This is a genomic window from Sphingobium chlorophenolicum, from assembly GCF_000722875.1.
Classification (GTDB): domain Bacteria; phylum Pseudomonadota; class Alphaproteobacteria; order Sphingomonadales; family Sphingomonadaceae; genus Sphingobium; species Sphingobium chlorophenolicum.
Genome location: NZ_JFHR01000026.1, coordinates 25,916 through 43,888 on the forward strand (window position 1 = coordinate 25,916; position 17,973 = coordinate 43,888).

Annotated in this window: 15 protein-coding genes; 6 read left to right on the forward strand and 9 right to left on the reverse strand. The window is 62.7% G+C overall.

Features of this window, described 5'->3' with window-relative positions; all coding sequences use genetic code 11:
* From BV95_RS12325 to BV95_RS12335, 3 genes are all read right to left on the reverse strand, one after another.
* On the reverse strand, positions 1-1,026 hold the full coding sequence (locus BV95_RS12325; protein WP_409372076.1) for an alpha-ketoacid dehydrogenase subunit beta: 1,026 nt from the start codon (positions 1,024-1,026) through the stop codon (positions 1-3).
* The gene (locus tag BV95_RS12330; protein ID WP_037452106.1) at positions 1,026-2,006 is read right to left on the reverse strand and encodes a thiamine pyrophosphate-dependent dehydrogenase E1 component subunit alpha; all 981 of its coding nucleotides are present in this window, start codon (positions 2,004-2,006) and stop codon (positions 1,026-1,028) included. The genes BV95_RS12325 and BV95_RS12330 overlap by 1 nt, the downstream gene beginning before the upstream one ends.
* Before the next feature lie 123 nt (positions 2,007-2,129).
* A complete protein-coding gene (locus BV95_RS12335) occupies positions 2,130-3,035 on the reverse strand; it encodes a crotonase/enoyl-CoA hydratase family protein (protein ID WP_234703181.1) in 906 nt (301 codons plus the stop codon).
* Between the two features lie 254 nt (positions 3,036-3,289).
* On the opposite strand from BV95_RS12335, the gene BV95_RS12340 reads away from it, so the two are divergent.
* From BV95_RS12340 to BV95_RS12360, 5 genes are all read left to right on the forward strand, one after another.
* A complete protein-coding gene (locus BV95_RS12340) occupies positions 3,290-4,096 on the forward strand; it encodes an SDR family NAD(P)-dependent oxidoreductase (RefSeq protein WP_037452113.1) in 807 nt (268 codons plus the stop codon).
* Positions 4,097-4,213: 117 nt separating this feature from the next.
* Positions 4,214-5,557: an aromatic ring-hydroxylating dioxygenase subunit alpha gene (locus BV95_RS12345; RefSeq protein WP_037452117.1), complete on the forward strand. Its 1,344-nt coding sequence runs from the start codon at positions 4,214-4,216 to the stop codon at positions 5,555-5,557.
* A 24-nt stretch (positions 5,558-5,581) separates the two neighbouring features.
* Entirely contained in the window at positions 5,582-6,340 is a 759-nt protein-coding gene (locus tag BV95_RS12350) for an SDR family NAD(P)-dependent oxidoreductase (RefSeq protein WP_037452119.1), read from the forward strand.
* Positions 6,337-7,221: an SDR family NAD(P)-dependent oxidoreductase gene (locus BV95_RS12355; RefSeq protein WP_037452122.1), complete on the forward strand. Its 885-nt coding sequence runs from the start codon at positions 6,337-6,339 to the stop codon at positions 7,219-7,221. Before BV95_RS12350 ends, BV95_RS12355 begins: the two co-directional genes overlap by 4 nt.
* Positions 7,218-8,171, forward strand: a complete 954-nt coding sequence (locus BV95_RS12360; RefSeq protein WP_051749760.1) for an SDR family NAD(P)-dependent oxidoreductase — start codon at positions 7,218-7,220, stop codon at positions 8,169-8,171. The genes BV95_RS12355 and BV95_RS12360 overlap by 4 nt, the downstream gene beginning before the upstream one ends.
* 7 nt (positions 8,172-8,178) lie before the next feature.
* On the opposite strand, the gene BV95_RS12365 is transcribed toward BV95_RS12360, so the two are convergent.
* From BV95_RS12365 to BV95_RS12375, 3 genes are all read right to left on the reverse strand, one after another.
* A complete protein-coding gene (locus BV95_RS12365) occupies positions 8,179-9,054 on the reverse strand; it encodes a DMT family transporter (RefSeq protein WP_037452125.1) in 876 nt (291 codons plus the stop codon).
* A 149-nt stretch (positions 9,055-9,203) separates the two neighbouring features.
* Positions 9,204-11,525 (reverse strand): TonB-dependent receptor, encoded by a 2,322-nt coding sequence (locus BV95_RS12370; RefSeq protein WP_037452128.1) that lies wholly within the window; start codon positions 11,523-11,525, stop codon positions 9,204-9,206.
* Positions 11,526-11,671: 146 nt separating this feature from the next.
* Positions 11,672-12,490, reverse strand: coding sequence for an SDR family NAD(P)-dependent oxidoreductase (locus BV95_RS12375; RefSeq protein ID WP_037452131.1), 819 nt, complete (start codon positions 12,488-12,490; stop codon positions 11,672-11,674).
* 135 nt (positions 12,491-12,625) lie between these two features.
* Between BV95_RS12375 and BV95_RS12380 the strand changes: the two genes are divergently transcribed.
* Positions 12,626-13,612: a GlxA family transcriptional regulator gene (locus BV95_RS12380; RefSeq protein ID WP_013849465.1), complete on the forward strand. Its 987-nt coding sequence runs from the start codon at positions 12,626-12,628 to the stop codon at positions 13,610-13,612.
* Positions 13,613-13,662: 50 nt separating this feature from the next.
* Here the strand turns inward: BV95_RS12380 and BV95_RS12385 are convergent, their stop codons facing one another.
* Genes BV95_RS12385 through BV95_RS12395 form a run of 3 tightly spaced genes read right to left on the reverse strand, consistent with a single transcriptional unit; the run spans position 13,663 to position 17,854 of the window.
* Positions 13,663-15,315 (reverse strand): FAD-binding protein, encoded by a 1,653-nt coding sequence (locus BV95_RS12385; protein WP_037452134.1) that lies wholly within the window; start codon positions 15,313-15,315, stop codon positions 13,663-13,665.
* Entirely contained in the window at positions 15,316-16,656 is a 1,341-nt protein-coding gene (locus BV95_RS12390; protein ID WP_037452138.1) for an aromatic ring-hydroxylating oxygenase subunit alpha, read from the reverse strand.
* Positions 16,657-16,699: 43 nt separating this feature from the next.
* Positions 16,700-17,854 carry an acyl-CoA dehydrogenase family protein gene (locus tag BV95_RS12395; RefSeq protein ID WP_037452141.1) on the reverse strand — a complete coding sequence of 385 codons (1,155 nt, stop codon included), beginning with the start codon at positions 17,852-17,854 and terminating at the stop codon, positions 16,700-16,702.
* Positions 17,855-17,973: the final 119 nt, after the last annotated feature.

Genomic DNA, 17,973 nt, shown 5'->3' on the forward strand with positions numbered 1-17,973 from the left:
TTAGGATTTGATGAGGGCCTCGGCCGCCGCGACGATGTCGGCGGTCTGCGGGGCGAATGCGGTTTCCAGCGGTTTGGAGAATGGCACCGGGCAGAAGGCGCCGCCCAGCCGCTTCACAGGGGCCTTGAGCCTGCCGAACAGTTGCTCGTTCAGCACCGCCGCGATTTCCGCGCCAGCGCCGAAGGGCGTCACTGCCTCATGCACGATGATGGCGCGCCCGGTCTTGGCGACCGACTTCACCACCGTTTCCTGATCCCATGGCGCGATGGTGCGCAGGTCGATCAGTTCGGCGGAAATGCCGGCCTCCCTGAGTTTCGCGACGGCGGGCGTCGCCTCCTGGATCATGCGGGCATAGGCGATGATGGTGACGTCGCTGCCTTCGCTCAGCACATTGGCCTTGCCGATGGGCACGCGATGGCCCTTTTCCGGCGCTTCGGCGGGCGACCAATAGGTCGGCAGATTTTCGATGAACAGCACCGGATCGGGATCATCGATGGCGCTGCGCATCAGGCCATAGGCGTCCTGCGGGCTGGAAGGCGCGACGACCTTGATGCCTGCGGTGTGCGCGAACCAGGCTTCCAGATAGTCGCAATGCTGCCCGCCGCTGGCAAAGCCGGTGCCGGTCATCGTCCGGATGACGATAGGCACATGGGTCTGCCCGCCGGACATGAAGCGCAGCTTCGCCGCATGGTTGACGATCATGTCCATCGCCACGGTCGTGAAATTCATCAGCATGATCTCGGCAATGGGCTTGAAGCCCACCAGACTCGCGCCGATGGCCGCGCCGATGATCGCCTGTTCGGAAATGGGGGTGGAGCGCACGCGATGTTCGCCAAAGCGCGACGAAAGCCCCTTGGTGACGCCGCAAACGCCGCCTTCCTCCGGGTCGGCCAGGTCTTCGCCCAACGCGATGACATTCTCATCCTCCTCCATCGCATCCGCGATGGCGGCGTTGATGCCCTGAAGGATATTCGCCTTGGCGGCCTTCGCGCTATTTGCGGGGGCCATTGGGGTTTCGGCGTTCATCAGGCCATCTCCTCCGCGAACACGTCGCGCTTCAGTTCCTCCACGCCGGGGAAGTCGCTCGCCAGCGCGAATTCGACGGCTTCGTCGATATCCTTTTCGATGGCGGCTTCCATCTTGGCCAGTTGCCCTTCGGTCGCGACGCCGGTTTCGATCAGCTTCGCGCGGAACCTGGGCACCGGGTCGTTCGCCATCGCATCGGCCTTGCGCGCCTTGTCCATATAGGCGTCGGCATCGCCGAAGACGTGGCCGAAGAAGCGATAGGTCATCGCCTCGATCAAGGTCGGGCCTTCTCCGGCGCGGGCGCGGGCGATCGCTTCGTTCGCCACGGCGTACATTTCGAACGGATCGTTCCCGTCCACCCTGACGCCAGGCATGCCATAGGCGGCGGCGCGATCCGCCACCTTGACGTTGCTGGTCTTGTCATAGGCGGTGTGTTCGCCCCATTCGTTGTTCTGGCACACGAAGATCACCGGCAGCTTCCAGACGGCGGCCAGATTGAGCGATTCATGGAACGCGCCGATATTGGCCGCGCCGTCGCCGAAGGATGCGACGGTCACGCGGCCGTCGCCGCGCAGTTGCGATCCCCAGGCCAGGCCGTTGGCGATGGGCATGGTGGACCCGACGATGCCGGTCGTCACCATGATGCCCTTGGTGGGATAGGTGACGTGCATCGGCCCGCCCTTCCCCTTGCAGGTGCCGGTCGTGCGGCCGGCGACTTCCGCCCACAAGTCCTTGAGGGGCAGACCCTTGGCAAGCTGGTCGTGGCTGCCCCGGTAGATGGTGCAGATATAATCCTCATCGCTCAGGTTGACCGAAATCGCGCTGGGGATCACTTCCTGACCGCGCGGGCTGTAATAGGGCATGACCAGTCGCCCGTTCATGATGACCTTGCGCGACCGTTCGTCATTCGCCTTGATCAGCGCCATGCGGCGGTAGATCTCTATCTGGGTCGCCGCATCGGGGGTTGCCCTGTTGCTCATTTTCAGACGTCCTTTCGAAAGGCCGGATTTTCACTCTATGATTCCAGCATCTGCCATGTTTTCCCGGCCGTGAAAGCCCCGCCCCCGCTATATCGCAATTGTGAAGGATGAGGCGGACGATTCCTATTCCGGGCGGGGCCTCCGGGCGCGAAGTTCGATCCGTCCCTTGCCGAATGGCGCGTCGCGATTGGTCAGCGCTTCCTTGAGTCCCTTTTCCGCCATATCCTTGCGGAACTGGCTGCGCCGGGGGCCAGTGCTGAGATGCGCGCGGGCATCCAGTTCGGCGGCATAACGCAACGACTGCTTCGCGCCCGCCAGTTCCATCTGGGCGTTGACGACGCGCTTGTGGGTGGCGAGTATTTCCGCATCGACGCTGCCGATGCGGCGCACCATCTCATCGGCCTGAAAATCCAGTTCCTCAGCCGGATAGGCTTCCAGCACCATGCCGATGCGCGCGGCGTCGATGCCGCTGATCGTGTCGCCGGTGAACAGCATCCGCTTGGTCCACTGCGGACCACAATGATAGAACCACAGGTTCGTGGGCGGCGTGCCGTTGGCGCGGGCCGCGGGAAAGCCGATCTTCGCATCGTCCGCCGCCAGCACGATATCGCAGGAAAAGGCGAGATCGGTGCCGCCCGCCAGACAATTGCCCTGCACCTTCGCCACGATCGGCTTGTGCAGGTCCAGCATGATGGAGGTCAGGTCCTGCTGGCGCTCCAGATTCCAGATATCGTCGTCGATCGTGCCTGCACGGCTGCGATAGTCGGCAGGATCATATTCCGTCGCCATATCCCCGGCTCCGCCATAGCTGTCCGTCAGATCGTAGCCGGCGCAGAAATCCCTTCCTTCGCCCGAAAGCAGAATGACGTTGGCGTCCCGGCGGTCGTCCGCTTCCAGCAGGGCCTGGTGCAATTCCTTGAGCGTCTGGGCCGACAGGGCGTTGCGCTTTTCCGGACGGTTCAGGGTGATGCGGGCCACATTGTCATGCACCGCGAAGCTGATGCATTCCGTCGATTTAAGCCATTTCATCCCCATGTTCCACTCTCCAAGATCCTATCTTGCCAGCATAGCGCGCCACCTGCCGCGCTGACGAGGCCGCCGCCTCAGCCTATCGGCCATGTGATCCTTGCACCGTCCCCATCTTGTCCCGGCCAGACAGAGGGGGCAGTCGTATCGCATCAAGCAAAATGCAGGTGGGGATCGGTTTCCACCGCCAATTCCCGCCTTAGCGCGACCATGAATCGCTGCTGGCACGAACAATGGAATAGACAGAGGAGAGGATAATGGGCCGACTGGCAGGCAAGGTCGCGGTGATCATGGGCGCCACCCGCGAAGGCAATATGGGGCAGGCAATCGCCAGGCGCTTTCTGGACGAAGGCGCGCATGTCGTGGTTTCCGGGCGCGGGAAGGAAGGGCTGGACGCCTTCGCCGCCGCGACGGGCGCCACCGCTATAGCCTGCGACATCGGCAGCCGCGCGCAGATCCAGTCGCTGGCCGACGCGGTGGTGGCGCGGCATGGCGCCATCGACATCGCCGTCAACGCGGCCGCCATCGGCTTTCTGGCGCCGTTCGAGGAGGAGACGGAGGAGCAGATCGATTCGATGCTCTCCATCATCTTCAAGGGCGGGCTGTTCTTCATGCAGGTGATGGTCGGGGCGATGAAGCGGGAACGGCCGAGCGGACGGGGCGGCGCGATCATCAACATCTCCTCCGCCGTGGCCGACATCATGTCGAACGATCATTGCAGCTATATGGGCGCCAAGGCCGCGCTCAATCAGATGACGCGCTTTGTCGCCTATGAATATGGTAAGCATGGCATCCGCGCCAACATATTGGCGCCGGGCCTTACCATCACGCCGATGCTGGGCGGGTTCAACGTTCCCGGCCTGGTGGAGGCCTATGCGAAGGAATATCCGCTCGGCCGGATCACGACGGTCGAGGACATTGCCAATGCCGCGCTGTTCATGGCCAGCGACGAATGTTTCATGACCGGCCAAACCTTCAACGTGACAGGAGGATTGACGCTGCGCCGCAATCCCACCGCCGAAGAGGTCATGGCGTCCATCGCCGCCCATGGCGGCGCAGTCTAGCCCGGCGGTTCGCAGGGATCAGACTGGCGATGATCCAAGGGCATGGACGGCCCCGGCATTGACTTGCGCCGCGCCGACGCGGGAAGCTGACCGCAAAATCGAAGGAGAGACGGGACAGTGAACCAGCCAGTCGGTGCGCTACAGCCGGATGTCACGCGCAGGAAGAAGGCAGGCCCTGAGGATTTCATCCCCAAGGAAGATTATGTCAGCCGCGATTTCGCGCATAGGGAACAGCAGCGGCTCTGGCCCCGCACATGGCAGATGGCCTGCCGCGAAGAGGAAATCCCCCGCGTCGGCGATTATGTGACCTATGATCTGCTGGACGAATCCATCATCGTCGTGCGTGTCGCTGCGGATCGGATCGCGGCCTATCATAATGCATGCCAGCATCGCGGCCGCCGCCTGACGGACGGGTGCGGCCATGCGGCGCGCCTGTTCTGCCGCTTTCATGGCTGGTCATGGAAACTGGACGGCACGATCGCCCATGTGGTCGACCGCGACAATTGGGACGGCAGCCTGAAGGACGAGGATATTGCCCTGCCGCAAGTCCGCGTCGACCGCTGGGGCGGGTTCGTCTTCATCTGCATGGACGAAAATGCCGAGCCGCTGCTCGATTTTCTGTCGCCCATTCCGGAGGTTTTCCGCAACTATCCGTTCGAGAAGATGCGCTATCGCTGGTACAAGCGCACGGGCATCGACTGCAACTGGAAGACGGCGCTGGAAGCCTTCAACGAAGGCTATCACGTCCAGACCACCCATAGCCAATTGCTGCCGGTCCATGATGACGAAGCCCTGTCCTTCGCCGAGGGCCGCCATGGCAGCTACCAGCTCGCGCCGGGTCGCATTTCGCTTGGCGAGCGTTCTCCCCGGCTTGCCGGGACGAAGGTCGATTATCGGCGCAACGTCCGCGACTTCGTCCTGATGCTGGAAGAGGATCTGAAAGCCTCCATTCCTCCGCATATGGCGGAACTGGCGGGCAGGCTTGTCGATGAGTTGCCTGAGGATGCGACCCTACTGGACGTGCTGGTGAAATATGGCCAGATCGCCTTCGAAGCGGCGCAGGAGCGCGGCATCCCCTTCCCTTCCCTGACGCCGGAGGAGATGGCGCGGGCCGGGGCGGACTGGCACCTGTTTCCCAACATGGTCTTCCTGCCCGCGCCGGATGCGATGCTCGCCTATCGCGCGCGGCCCGACCGCAATGACCCGGAAAGGTGCATCTTCGAAGTCTATTCGCTGGTCCTTTATCCGGAAGGACAGGAACCGCCGCTGGAACGGCAGGAATTCAGCGACTGGCGCGATCATGACGCCTGGGGCCTGATCCTGACGCAGGATTTTGAGAATATGACCGAAGTGCAACGGGGCATGCGCTCCACGGGCTTCACCGGATCGCGCACCAATCCCGTGCAGGAACGGAGCGTGTCGAATTTCCACCGGGCGTTGCGCGAGTTCATCGGCGCCTGAATCCGTAGATAAAGAGGAGAGAATATGGCTGGCAGATTGAGCGGCAAGGTCGCGATCGTTACCGGCGGCGGCCAGGGCGTCGGTCTGGGCATCGCACGGATTTTCCTGCGCGAGGGCGCGAAGGTGCTGATCACCGGCCGCACCCCGGACAAGCTGGAAGTGGCGGTTGCGGCGCTGAAGGCGGAGGGCGGGGAAGCCGCCTGGATCGCCGGAACCGCCGGCGTGCGCGCCGATGCGGAAGCGGCCGTCGCCAGGGCGGTCGAATTGTTCGGCAGGCTCGACATATTGGTCAACAATGCCCAGACGTCCAAACCCGGCACCATGTTCGAGGACACGGACGACGCCCTTTTCGCGCTGACCATCGAATCCGGCCTCTACGGCACGTTCCAGCATATGCAGGCGGCCATCCCGCATATGAAGGACAAGGGCGGCTCTATCATCAATTTCGGTTCCTATGAGGGCATCCATGGCGGTGTCGGATTCGCTGCCTATGCCGCGACGAAGGAAGCCATTCGCGGCCTGTCCCGCACCGCCGCGCGGGAACTGGGCAAGCACAAGATTCGCGTCAACGTGATCTGCCCCGCCGCACTCAGCCCCATCGCCGAGCAATGGGTGAAGGATTTCCCGGAAGAAGCCGAAAAGGTCATGAAGCTGGTCGCGCTGGGTTATCTGGGCGATTGCGAGAAGGATATCGGGCCTGCCGCGCTGTTCCTGGCCAGCGAGGACAGCCGCTATGTGACCGGCCAAACCATCAATGTGGACGGCGGGCAGATGATGCTGTGACCGGCGTGCCCGCCTTTTCCGGCCGTACCGCCATCGTCACCGGCGCCGCCAAGGGGTTGGGTCGCGCCCATGCGCATTGGCTCGCCGCCCATGGCTGCGCCGTGATCGTCAGCAATCGCCCGGCGCCGGACGGTTCCTCCTCGGCGCGGGCCGTCGTTCAGGAAATCGTGAGCAAGGGCGGCCGGGCGGTCGCGCATGACGGGCCGGTACAGACGCCGGAAGCCGCCGCCGAGATGGTGCGGGTCGCCCGTCAGCATTTCGGCACGCCCGACATTTTCGTCAGCAATGCGGGCGTTCAGGCATTCCGGGATTTTGGCGCGGTGACGCTGGAGGAAATGGACGCGCTGCTCGACATCAACCTGCGGGGCGTGCTGGTGGGCCTGAAAGCCGTTTGGCCCGCCATGGTGGAGGCGGGCTATGGGCGGATCGTGCTGACCGGGTCCAGCGCCGGGCTATGGGGACAGGTCGGTTCCGCCGATTATGCGGCGTCCAAGGCGGCGATGGTGGGCATTGCCCGCTCCCTGGCGATCGATGTTCCGGCGGGCGCGGACATATGCGTCAACGTCGTCGCTCCCGCCGCTTATACGCCCATGTCGGCGGGCAGCATTCCGGCCGAGTGGGCCGACTATGCCTCGCCCGATCATGTCGCGCCGGTCGTTGGGTGGCTATGCAGCGACAGATGCTCCACGTCGGGGGGCATCTATCATGCGGGGGCGGGCAATGTCCGTCGCGTCCAGATATTGGAAGGGCCGGTTCGCCAACTGTCCGAAGGCGACATCGACAGCGTGATGCGCAGCCTGACCGCGCAGCCCGAATGGACCAGCTCTTTTGCTTCCGGCGCGGAAATCATGCCGGAACTGGTGAAGGCGATGAAAGCATGACGATGGATTTTTCCGGCCAGGTCGCCATCGTGACTGGAGCAGGCGGCGGCATGGGACGCGCCTATGCGCTGGAACTGGCGCGGCGTGGCGTGGCGGTAGTCGTCAACGACTATGGCGGCGGCGTTCTGGGCGAACAGAATGGCAGTTCCGGTCCGGCCGAGGCCGTGGTCGCGGAAATCGCGGCGGCGGGCGGGCGAGCTGTCGCCAGTGGCCGGGCGGTAGGAACGGCGGCGAATGCCCGATCCATCGTCCAGGCGGCCCTGGACGCCTTCGGGCGGGTCGATATCCTGGTCAACAATGCGGGTACAGGCATTGCGGGGGCCTTCACAGCGCATGAAGACGAGGCGATCGAACGCCACTATGCGACGAACCTGATCGGCGGCCATCATCTGATGCGCGCCGCATGGCCGCATATGGCAGCGCAGCGCTATGGCCGCGTCCTCAACGTCAGTTCCAACGGCGCGCTCGGCGTGGGTGGCAATGCGCCCTATGCAGCGGCCAAGGCCGGTATGCTGGGGCTGACGCTGGATGCCGCGATCGAGGGGAAGCCGCTGGGCATATTGGTCAACGCGGTCATGCCGACATCCTATTCCCGGTTGATCGAACAGATACCCGATCCGGCCACCGTTGCCTGGTTCCGCGACAATCTGCCGCCTGAAAAGGTGGCGGCGGCGATGGCCTGGTTCCTGAGCCGCGACTGCACCCGGACCGGCCGCATCCTGCTGACGGGTGGCGGCCGCCTGTCGAGCCTGATCTACGCAGAAACCGGCGAGATTTTCGACCCGGAGATCAGTGCGGAAAAGGTCGGCAGGCGGATCGAGGAGATATGGGACGAAACCACGCTAGCGCCCGTGCATAATCAGGCGGAAGCGGGCGCGCGCTATTTCCGCCACCTGCCCTGGACGGCCGCCGACACGCCGGATTTCGGACCGGACGTGGAAAGAGGCTGAACAAGGGTCAGATGCGCCGCCGTCCGTGCATGGTGATGTAGATGGCGGTGCCGATGATCAGCGCCGATCCCACATAGGTGCCCGGCTGCGGCCATTCGCTGAACAGCAGATAGCCGAGCGCCGTGGTGAACAGGATGCGCACATAGTCGAGCGGGCCCATCAGGCTCGCCTCCCCCAATGCCATGCCGCGAATATAGCAGGCCTGCGTCAGGACACCCAGCACGCCCATGGCTGCAAGCAGCAGGGCATCCTCCGCAGTGGGCATCCGCCAACTGCTCCAGGCCAGCGGCGCGGTGAAGAGCAGGCCCAGCAATGTCGACCAGGTTAAAAGCGCCAGGTCGCTATGGTCGCGCGTCATCTGCTTCACGCTGATCACCGACCAGGAGATGAGCAGCGCGGCAATCAGGCCCTGAGCCGCTGGCCAACCGATCAGCGAATGGGCGGAACCGGGAGCGATGATGATGAGCACCCCCGCAAAACCCGCCAGCGTGGCGAACAGCCGTTGCCGATCCAGCCGTTCGCCCAGCAGCAGAGCGGCAAGCGGGACGAGGAACAAGGTACGGCTGAAGGACAGGGCGTTCGCTTCCGCCAGTCCCAGAAGATGAAAGCTGTTGAAGGTGAGGATAATCGACAGGCTGGTCGCCGCGCAGCGTATTATCATCTGCCATGGCCGGCGAAGCGTGAATGCGAGGCGCGGCTGTCGCAGGATGAAAGGCGACAGCGCAATGAGGCTGACGCCTTGCCGCACGAAGTTCTGGGTCGCCGACGAATAGTCGTCGCCCAGCAGCTTCACCAGCGCCATGGCGATGCTGTAGGTGAAGCCGGAAGCCAGCATCCATAGAGCGCCACGCGCATTGTCATGATGCCCTCTGCCACCGTTCATCCCGCCCCGTTAGCCGCATAGACGGAGGAAGGATAGTGTCCAGTAACGTGATAAAGCCGATGTTCCGGCGACGCATTTTTTGAAGCGGGGGCCGAGGCCGAAAAGAAAGCGGGGCGCCAGACCCATGGTCCGACGCCCATCCGCTCGCATCAGAATTTGTAGGACAATTCCATCCCATATGTACGCGGTTCGCCATAGACCGAGGAGATGTAACCCGCCTCATTATAGATGCCGATCACGCCCACGCGGTAATAGCTCTTGGTCAGATTGTTGACGAAGGCCGCCGCGCCGAGGCCCGTCCCGAAAATATTGTCCCAGCCCGCCCGCAGATTGACCAGTTCATAACCCGGTTCGGTCGCCAGCACGTCATTCTTGTCGAGATGCTGTTTCGTGCGATAGCTGATATTGGCGTTGAGGTTGATCGAACCGGCATCGCCCGACAGCGGAATGTCATAGCTGACATTGGCGCCCATCTGATGATGGGGCGAACCGACCAATGCGAATTCGCCCGGTTGGCGGCCACGGCTGATCTCCACGCCGACATAGGAATAGAAGACGCTGACGTTGAGCGGTCCCGCCAGAAGACCAAGCTCCAGTTCGCCGCCGTAATTTTTCTGCCGGGCGGTGTTGTCGATGATCGTGTTCACATTGCCCGCGCTGTCGATCGACGATGTCTGTTTCTGGACGTTCTTATAATCCTGATAGAAAATGGCGAGACTGCTGGTCAGGGTCGCTCCGCCCAGTGCGTGGCGCGTTTTCAACCCGGCTTCATATTCCTGTACGGTTTCAGGATCGAAGGGCTGCAATTCCTCGGTCGATGCCGCCCGCAGCGAAAAACCGCCCGAACGGAAGCCGCGCCGGGTCGAGATATAGGTCGTCAGATTCGCGTTCGGTTCATATTGCAGCGTGACGTCCCAGGTGAAGGCATCCCATTTCTTGCTGTTGGTCTGTGGACAGTCGGCCAGCGTCGCGGGGATGAAGGAAGTGGTGGCGGTGTCCACGCGGAACAGGCAGGTGCCCAGATTGGGATAATAAGCGAAGACCCGTGCATTCCGCTTGTCGGTCGTGTAGCGGATGCCCGCCGAAACCTTGAATTGATCGGTAAAGGCGTAGGTGCCCGCGGCGAACAGCGCGAAAGTCTTCGCCTTTCCGCTGCCCGCATAGGCGTTGAGGAAAGTCGCGGCAGGCGTGTCGAGCGGCAATCCCGCGCCAGCGATCGCCAGTTCCGGGAACTGGCTCGAAGTGGAACCGTCCTTCCCCTTTTCGACGAAATAATAGGCGCCCAGCACATAATCCAGCCGGTTCTCGATCGCCTTGCCCTGGATCTGGAATTCCTCGCTGAACTGCTGGATGCTGCGATAGCGATTGGAATTGATGAGATAGGCGGGCACGCCGTCCAGATCCATGATCTGATCATAATCCAGCTTGCGATAACCGACGACATTCTTGAACGTGATATTGTCGAGACTGTAGGTCGTGCGGTTGGTGACGCCCCGGTTCTTCAGCCGCTCATAGGGCTGGGTCCGATAGGCGTCGAGAGAACCGCCGGTTCCCGATCCGGATGCGAAGCGATAATGCGGTCGCGTCTGCTGCGCGGCGAATTGTCCCAAAACGTTGGATACCGGGATGCCGAATCCCCGCAGCGCGTCATATCCGCCAATCGCCGGGGCCGCAGGATTGGCGGCGGTGCCCACCAGCGCCGTGCCATGTTCATCCGTCTTGATATAGTCGACGATCGTATTGGATTCGAATTCCGGCGTCGGCGCGAAGCGGATGGAGGTGCGGAAAGTCTGATAGTCCTGATCGTCATAGTCGCGGCCGGTCAACACGTCCCTGGTAAAGCCGTCGCGTTTCCTGATCTTGCCCGCAAAGCGTACCCCCAGCCCTTCGGTAAGCGGCACATTTATCATGCCGTAAAGGTCGCGCATGTCATAATTGCCGATCTGCCCGCGCAACTCTGCACGAAAATCCTCCGTCGGCTTGTTGGGTTCGATCAGCACTGCGCCGCCGGTCATGTTGCGGCCGAACAATGTGCCCTGCACGCCCTTCAGAACCTGGGTCGATTGAAGGTCGTAGAGCGCATAGGCAAAGCCGACGCTGCGGGCCTGGACCACTTCGGCGAAATAAGTGCCGACCGGCGGATCGGTGAGCAGTTGCGATTCCTGCGTGCGCTGGCCGCGAATGGCGAAGCCCAATTCATTGCGGCTGGTGCCCTGGTTGGTAAGGCTGAGCGACGGTACGCGGCTTTGCAGCCCAAGCGCGTCGCTGACGCCGCTGCGCGCGAGCGAGTCGCCGCTGACCGCGGTGATGGAAATGGGCACGTCCTGAAGCGCTTCCTCGCGCCGGCGGGCGGTCACGACAATATCGGGCGTCTGGACCGCGCCCGATGCCTGCGGCGCTGTATCCTGCGCTGCGGCGGCGGTCGCGAAGAGCGATGTGGCGGCAAGCAATGCGGACCGGAACATGGTCATCCTTCCTCTCCTGATCGGCCGGCACTGGCGCCGGCATGGCCGCTGTTGCGGCTCTGTGAACGATCATGTCGGAAGGATAATTTTACTCAATCGTCCCGAACGTCCGGACGATATTGATCAGAGCCATGATATTTAAGGCAGCCCGGTCAGTTTCCGGTTACGAAGGCATGGCCCGCGAGCGGTCCGATCCCCACCACGCCCCCATCGACCGCCAGTTCCACGCCATTGACGAAGCGGGCCGCGTCGCTGGCCAGGAACAGAACCGCCTGCGCCACGTCCCAGGCATCGCCCTCTATGCCGAGGGGGCTGACCTTCCTGCGCATCTCGCGCATCTCCTCCGACATGTAGCGCGCCGCATGGGGCGTCATGACATGGCCGGGCGCCACGCTGTTCACGCGGATGCCATCGCGGCCGTGTAGCACGCCGATCTCGCGGGAGAGTTGCGCCATCGCCGCTTTGGACGGCCCATAGGCGATCGCGCCCATGGCCCTGATGCCCGCCAGCGACGAAATATTGACGATCGACCCGCCGCCGTTGCGGGCCATGTGCGGAATGGCGGCCTGGCTCATCAGCATCGCGCTGGTCAGATTGGTGGTCAATATCCGGTTCCATTGGTCCAGCGTCATCGTTTCGAGTGTAGCAGGCCCCGAAATGCCGACATTATTGACCAATATGTCGAGCCTGCCGAATGCGGCGATGGCCGCATCGACCAGCTTGCCGCAAACGTCCGGGTCGCCGACATCGCCGCCTGCCGCCACGGCGCGCCCGCCCCTGGCCTCGACCCGTTCGGCCGTCGCCCGCGCGCGGGCAGGGTCGAGATCGGCGCAAACGATCCGCGCGCCCTCGGCCGCCATCAGCAGGGCGATGGAGCGGCCAATACCGATATCGTCATCCTCCGCACCTGCGCCGGTGACGATCGCCACCTTTCCGGCAAGGCGGTCATAATGGCGTTTCGGTTCAGGCATGGGGGATCTCTCCTTATCGGCAACGCCGATGGACCAGGAGGGCATATCCGTCCAGCGCGCAGCCCTTCTGTTCGCGCAGCGGGGGGACGATTGACAGGGATTATTCGCGCATATAGCGGTTGTTTTCTCTCAGTCATGGCTTTCGATTTCGCTCTTGTCGCGCTGCCCGGCGCCTATTCCAGCAGTATCGGCGCGCTGGTAGACAGCTTCCTGATCGCGCGCGACCGGGTGGAACATGTCTTCGCCGGTGAAGAGCAGATGCGCATGGAAACGCAGCTCCATATCCTGTCGGCCGATGGCGGGCCGGTCGTGCTGGGCGACGGCCGCTCCTTCCCCGTCGACGGACCTGCGAACCGGGAGGAGCCGATGGCGTTCATCTGGCTTCCTGCCTTCCGCGCGGGAGGCCGCGAACCATTGGAACGCCGTCTGGCAGAGGCCGGGCCGTTGATCGACTGGCTTCATCGCCAGTCGGAAATGGGCGCGGTCATCGGCGCCAGCGGGGCGGCCTCCACCCTGTTGATGGCGGGCGGATTCACGGCTGACCTTGCGGTTCCGGTGGCGCGGGCGATGCAACCGCTGACCCGCACGCTGTTCCCCCGTCAACCGTTCGAGGAACGGTTCGGGCTGGTGGACCACGGCCATCTGCTGATCGGCAACGGCATGGGCAACGACCTGCAACTGATCATCCGGGTGCTGGAACGGATGATCTCCCCCGACATCGCCCGATGGCTGTCCTCGATCGTGGGGCAGGATTATGAAGAAAAGGAACTGCTGGCGCCCGACCCGCTGGTCGCCAGGGCGCAACTGTGGATAGAACAGCGTTTCACCGGGCCTATCAACATGGCCGAACTGGCGAAACATCTGTCGACCAGTCCGGCAACCCTCAATCGCCGCTTTCACAAGGCGCTGGACCTTTCGCCCAAGGCCTATGTGGGGCAACTGCGCTTTCAGGCGGCGGTGCGCATGCTCGATAAATCAACGCGCTCGGTGGACCGGATCGCGCAACTGGTCGGCTATTCGGACAGCCGTTTGTTCCGGGCCATGTTCCGCCAGCATGCCGGCATGACCGCCAGCGAATGGCGGGCGCGACCGCGGCAAAAGGCGAAGAATAGCGGAACTTGAGCGTATCGAACGGAAAGCCTCTCCCATGGACGGGAGAGGCTTTCCAATAGTCAGCTATTGCTGCCCACGGCATGATGGGCGGCGATCCATCCGAAGATGAAGGACGCGCCGATGCTGGCGCCCGCCGCAGGGTAACAGCGGCCCATCACCGACGCCGTGGAATTGCCGGTGGCGTAGAGACCGCCGATCACCGATCCGTCGGCGCGCAGGACGCGGGCATTTTCGTCAGTGACGATTCCGCCCGATGTGCCGACATCGCCCGGCACGATCTCCATGACATAGAAAGGCGGTTTGTCGATCTTGCCGAGGTTGGGATTGGGTTTGACCGTCGGATCGCCGAAGCAATTGTCATAGCCGCGTCCGCCCCGGTTGAAATCCAGATCCTTGCCGGTTTCGCAATAGCCGTTAAATTTCTCGATCTCCGCCTTCAGGCCGGCGGGATTGATGCCGGTGATGCGCGCGAGTTCCTCGATCGAATCCGCCTTCTTCATCATGCCGCTGTCGAGCCAGGACTGGGGCGTCTTGCCCGGTGGATAATAGCCCCAGGCGTAGCGTTTGCGGTGGCGGCTATCCAGGATGACATAGGCAGGCACGTCGTTCCGGTAAAGGCGCTGGCCATTTTCCATATAGGAGCCGCTTTCGTTCAGGATGCGGCGGCCCTGGCGGTTGACGATGATGCAATGCGGCTTTGAAATGTCCGTATTGTGCATATTCGCCGGACCGCCTTCGGGCACCACCGTCCCCGGAACCCACCAGGCCTGATCCATCAGGTCCAGCGCGGCGCCATGTTTTTCCGCGATCTGTATCATCTCTCCGGTATCGCCCGGGTTGGCGTTGGTCCATTCCACCGAACTGGGCTGCGGGCCGTATTTCCTGCGCATTTCGGCATTGTGCGAAAAGCCGCCCGCATTGATCAACACGCCGTCGCGCGCGCCGATACGCAGCGTCCTGCCGCGATGCTCAACGATGACGCCGACGATCCTGCCGTCTTCCTCGATCAGCTCGGTGATGCCATGCTCCGTGCGCATGTCGACGCCTGCCTTGTCCGCCAGCATCAACAGGCGGCCCTGCAACGCGCCGCCAAAGCTGAGGATCGGTTTCCCCCGCTTCGCAACGACGCGCATGCGCCATAGCAGCTTCAACCCTTCCCACATGCCGCAGGGGGTGCGCGTGGCGAGGCCGATGATGCCCGCCTTGTCCGTCGGCAGCGGCATGACCATCGGGCCAAGGCGCAGCTTGTCGAACAGCGGTCCCATCTCGCGCGCGTCCAGCATCGGCGCGCCGATGGAGCGGCTGCGCGTCACGCCGCCGGGCCTGTCGTCATAATAGTCCGACCAGCCTTCGGTATGCAGCCACTTCATGCCCTGCTCTTCCAGCCATTTCAGCATGACCGGGCCGTGGCGCAGATAAGCTTCCTTCCGCTCCGGCGTGGCGCCGGGTCCGGCATCGTTACCGATGGTCGCATCCATGTAAGTGCGGCCCATCTCATGGCTGTCCTTGATGCCCTTGGCCTTGAGAATGTGGTTGTTGGGCACCCACAGCACGCCGCCCGACATGGCGGTCGAACCGCCCAGCTTGTCAGTCTTCTCAAGGATCAGCGGCGTCTTGCCGATGGACTTCAGGTACAACCCCGCAGCCATCGCACCGCCGCCCGATCCGATGATGACGAAGTCGGCGACCTCGTCGAACTTCGTCTCGTCCATTCAGCCCACCTTCCCCATATATTCATGATAGACGCGGTGGAAATTGCTGATCTCCACCTCCTGCACCGGATTGGTCCGGGCCACCTTGAAGGCCTGCGACTTCATGCCTTTCTGCACTTCTTCCATATTCTGGAAGTCCTGTTCCAGGATGAGGCCCCAATTGAGGGCACGCCATTTGCCGTCGCTGCCGTCGCCGCCATCTTCCACCTCGACCTTGGGCTCCGCGCCGGGTGCGTAACGCTCCAGCACATTGATCTCGAAGATGCACTTGTCCGGATCGTCGCCATAGGGGCGGGCGCGATAGAAGAGGACGTTCGTCGCCTGTTGCAGGAAGACCAGATTGGGGAAGATGTTCCAGTCGGTTCCCGCCTTCATCAACTGCTCCCCGCTGATCGCCGGGAACGGACGGCCGCTCTTCGCCGATTCTTCCGCATGAAACTGGGCGAAGGCCCCGTACATGGTGAAGGGATCGACCCCTTCGGGCAATTCCATCAGGCGCTTGCCCGCGGCCAGCATCTCCTGCGTGGTGGTCGCCTGGAGCGTGTCCCATATTTCCTTGTTGAATTCGTAGAAGCCCTTGCGGATATCGCCGCTCTGGTCACTGATGCGCGGGCTGGGCAGGCCGAACAGCGCGGTCGGCGCATAGCCGAACATCGCATGTTTCCCATAGGCTTTCGAATAGGTGTAATCGTCCTGATAGGCGAGCAACTGGCGATGCGTCGTCTGCACATGATAGCCTTCCATGAAGGCTTCCTGCGCGGTCTTCCAGTTGCAGGGCATGACGATGCGCTTGCGCCAGGCATAGCGCATATGTTCGATTTCGAACGGGTCGAGGATCGTCTTCGCCTCGCCCAGGAAATCCTCCAGGCTTTCGCTGTCCGGGTCCATGTTGATGAAGACCCAGCCGCCCCATTGGCCGACCTTCACCTGTTGCAGGGCGACATCTTCGTCCGGCAGCGCATCGCCCCAGTCGTGGCGGTCGACGATCTCGGTCGGCTTGCCGTCCAGGCTCCACTGCCAGCCATGATATTTGCAGTGGAACTTGCCCATCCGGCCGCAGCCTTCCGTCAGGCGGCGGCCCCGGTGGGGGCAGACGTTGAAATAGGCCGCGATCGTCCCGTCCTTCTGACGGACGACCGCGATCGATTCATCGGCGATGTCATAGGTGTAGAAATCGCCAGCGTTCGGGATCTCCTCCGCACGGCAGGCCATCTGCCAGATTTTGGGCCAGAGCCGTTCCTTTTCGATCCGCACATAATCGCGCGAAATATAGGCGTCGACCGGGATGCGATCGGCCGTTACCGGGTCTTTCCGCCTCGACACGCTGATCATTTCATTCATTGTCCGATCCTCTCCTTGGCGGGATGCTTCAGCTTTTGGCCGGTCAGCCCTTTGCCGGTCCCTGGGGGAAACGCATGTCGAATACGCCTTCCGCGATGCGGTTGAGCAGCACTTCTATCGCGCCTCCCGCAATCATCCACCCTCGCGTGCGGCGCAGGCAATATTCGACGAGGCTGTCCTGGCTATAGCCCGCGCCGCCCATGATCTGGATCGCCTCATTGGCGCAGTCGAAACCGGCGCGATTGCATGCGACCTTGGCAATGGCGGTTTCATCCGGCGAGGGCAGGCCCGCATCCGCGTTCGTCGCCGCACGATACAGCAGCAACTGCGCCGCATCCAGTTTCAGCTTCATTTCCGCGAACTTCCACTGCAGCCCCTGGAATTCGCACAGCGCCTTGCCGAACTGCCTGCGCGTCTTGGCATGTTCGACCGCGGCATTGAAGGCATAGCGGCCCAGCGCCAGACTGCGCGCCGTGTTGCCGATGCGTTCCACATTGAAGCCGGACATCTGCTTCTTAAAGCCGCCCGGACCCAGCAGCACCTTGTCCTTCGGCACATAGACATTGTCGAAGAACAGCGGATTCCATTCCTCGCCCGACAGAAAGCGGATCGGCTTGCCGAAGCTGAAACCTTCCTGGCCGCGTTCGATCAACACCGATCCGATATTGCCGGTGCCCGGTCCAAAGCGGACATAGACCAGAAACACGGTCGCATGGGTGCCATGCGTCGTGAAGATCTTCTGGCCGGTGATGCGGTAGCCGTCGCCATCCTCCACCGCCGTGGTGGTCAGTTCGGTCACGGCGGAACCGGCGTTCGGTTCCGTCATGGCGACGGAAATCAGACCTTCGCCACGCAACAGCGGCGCCAGATATTGTTCCTTCTGGGCATCCGTCGCGAACTGGGCGAAGGTACGGATCGCCCCGAAATTGCCAGCCTGGACGACGTCTGCCGAGCGGGGGCATATAGACGCGATGGTCTCGATCGCGATCACGGCGTCCATCAGGCTTCCGCCCAGTCCGCCCTTATCCTCCGGCACGGTGATGCCGATCAGGCCCTGTTCGGCCATCATCCGGGCCACTTCCCACGGATAATCGTCGCTATGCGCCCGCTCCAGCGCGCCGGCGGCCAGATGGCGCTGTGCGAAGGCGGCTACCGCGTCGCGGAACATGGTCTGCTCTTCATTCAAGTCGAACTGCATCGATCGCTTCCCATAGGGCGGCGCATATAGGCCGCGGATAAACTGCTATCATCGACCTAATCGGGGATGATCACGATGCGAAGATTGCAGGGATCATCCTTCACATTCACGATGCATCG

Excerpts from the sequence above, each read along its gene's own strand:
- BV95_RS12335 (WP_234703181.1), bottom strand. The coding sequence starts at position 3,035 with ATGAAATGGCTTAAATCGACGGAATGCATCAGCTTCGCGGTGCATGAC.
- BV95_RS12380 (WP_013849465.1), top strand. The coding sequence starts at position 12,626 with ATGGCTTTCGATTTCGCTCTTGTCGCGCTGCCCGGCGCCTATTCCAGC.
- BV95_RS12350 (WP_037452119.1), top strand. The coding sequence starts at position 5,582 with ATGGCTGGCAGATTGAGCGGCAAGGTCGCGATCGTTACCGGCGGCGGC.
- BV95_RS12370 (WP_037452128.1), bottom strand. The coding sequence starts at position 11,525 with ATGACCATGTTCCGGTCCGCATTGCTTGCCGCCACATCGCTCTTCGCG.
- BV95_RS12395 (WP_037452141.1), bottom strand. The coding sequence starts at position 17,854 with ATGCAGTTCGACTTGAATGAAGAGCAGACCATGTTCCGCGACGCGGTA.
- BV95_RS12385 (WP_037452134.1), bottom strand. The coding sequence starts at position 15,315 with ATGGACGAGACGAAGTTCGACGAGGTCGCCGACTTCGTCATCATCGGA.
- BV95_RS12390 (WP_037452138.1), bottom strand. The coding sequence starts at position 16,656 with ATGAATGAAATGATCAGCGTGTCGAGGCGGAAAGACCCGGTAACGGCC.
- BV95_RS12340 (WP_037452113.1), top strand. The coding sequence starts at position 3,290 with ATGGGCCGACTGGCAGGCAAGGTCGCGGTGATCATGGGCGCCACCCGC.
- BV95_RS12375 (WP_037452131.1), bottom strand. The coding sequence starts at position 12,490 with ATGCCTGAACCGAAACGCCATTATGACCGCCTTGCCGGAAAGGTGGCG.
- BV95_RS12325 (WP_409372076.1), bottom strand. The coding sequence starts at position 1,026 with ATGAACGCCGAAACCCCAATGGCCCCCGCAAATAGCGCGAAGGCCGCC.
- BV95_RS12365 (WP_037452125.1), bottom strand. The coding sequence starts at position 9,054 with ATGAACGGTGGCAGAGGGCATCATGACAATGCGCGTGGCGCTCTATGG.
- BV95_RS12330 (WP_037452106.1), bottom strand. The coding sequence starts at position 2,006 with ATGAGCAACAGGGCAACCCCCGATGCGGCGACCCAGATAGAGATCTAC.
- BV95_RS12360 (WP_051749760.1), top strand. The coding sequence starts at position 7,218 with ATGACGATGGATTTTTCCGGCCAGGTCGCCATCGTGACTGGAGCAGGC.